Raw genomic sequence first — 345 nt, 5'->3', positions numbered from 1 at the left:
CTTCGATCGGATTGCGAATGCGCAGGACGTACCACGAAAAAAAGAAAGTAACGACTTGGGGTATCAGCGTCACACCAACGCCGAGCAACAGTAGTGTGAAGCCATGCTGCCGGATTGCGACCAATGCCTGCGGTCCTGCCGAGATTCCGACGATGCCAACAAAGACTGCGAGACCAAAATCGCGCAAGAAGTTGGACGCGCCCAGGGGCATTGCCGACACAGCCGGATGGACACTGCGAAGCCAGCCGAACATCAGGCCGGAGAGTAAACATCCACCGCCACTCCCGATCGAGATCGGGATACCCATGATGTGGAACTGCACCATGCCAATCAGAATGCCGATCA

1 pseudogene is annotated in these 345 nt (G+C 56.2%); it reads right to left on the bottom strand.

Going from position 1 to position 345, the window contains the following annotated elements:
* Window positions 1-345, bottom strand: a pseudogene (locus QN395_RS21520) (aspartate-alanine antiporter); the annotation flags it as partial.

Source organism: Undibacterium sp. RTI2.2, from assembly GCF_035018705.1.
Lineage (GTDB): Bacteria > Pseudomonadota > Gammaproteobacteria > Burkholderiales > Burkholderiaceae_D > Undibacterium.
This window is presented reverse-complemented; position numbering and strand designations above follow the sequence as displayed.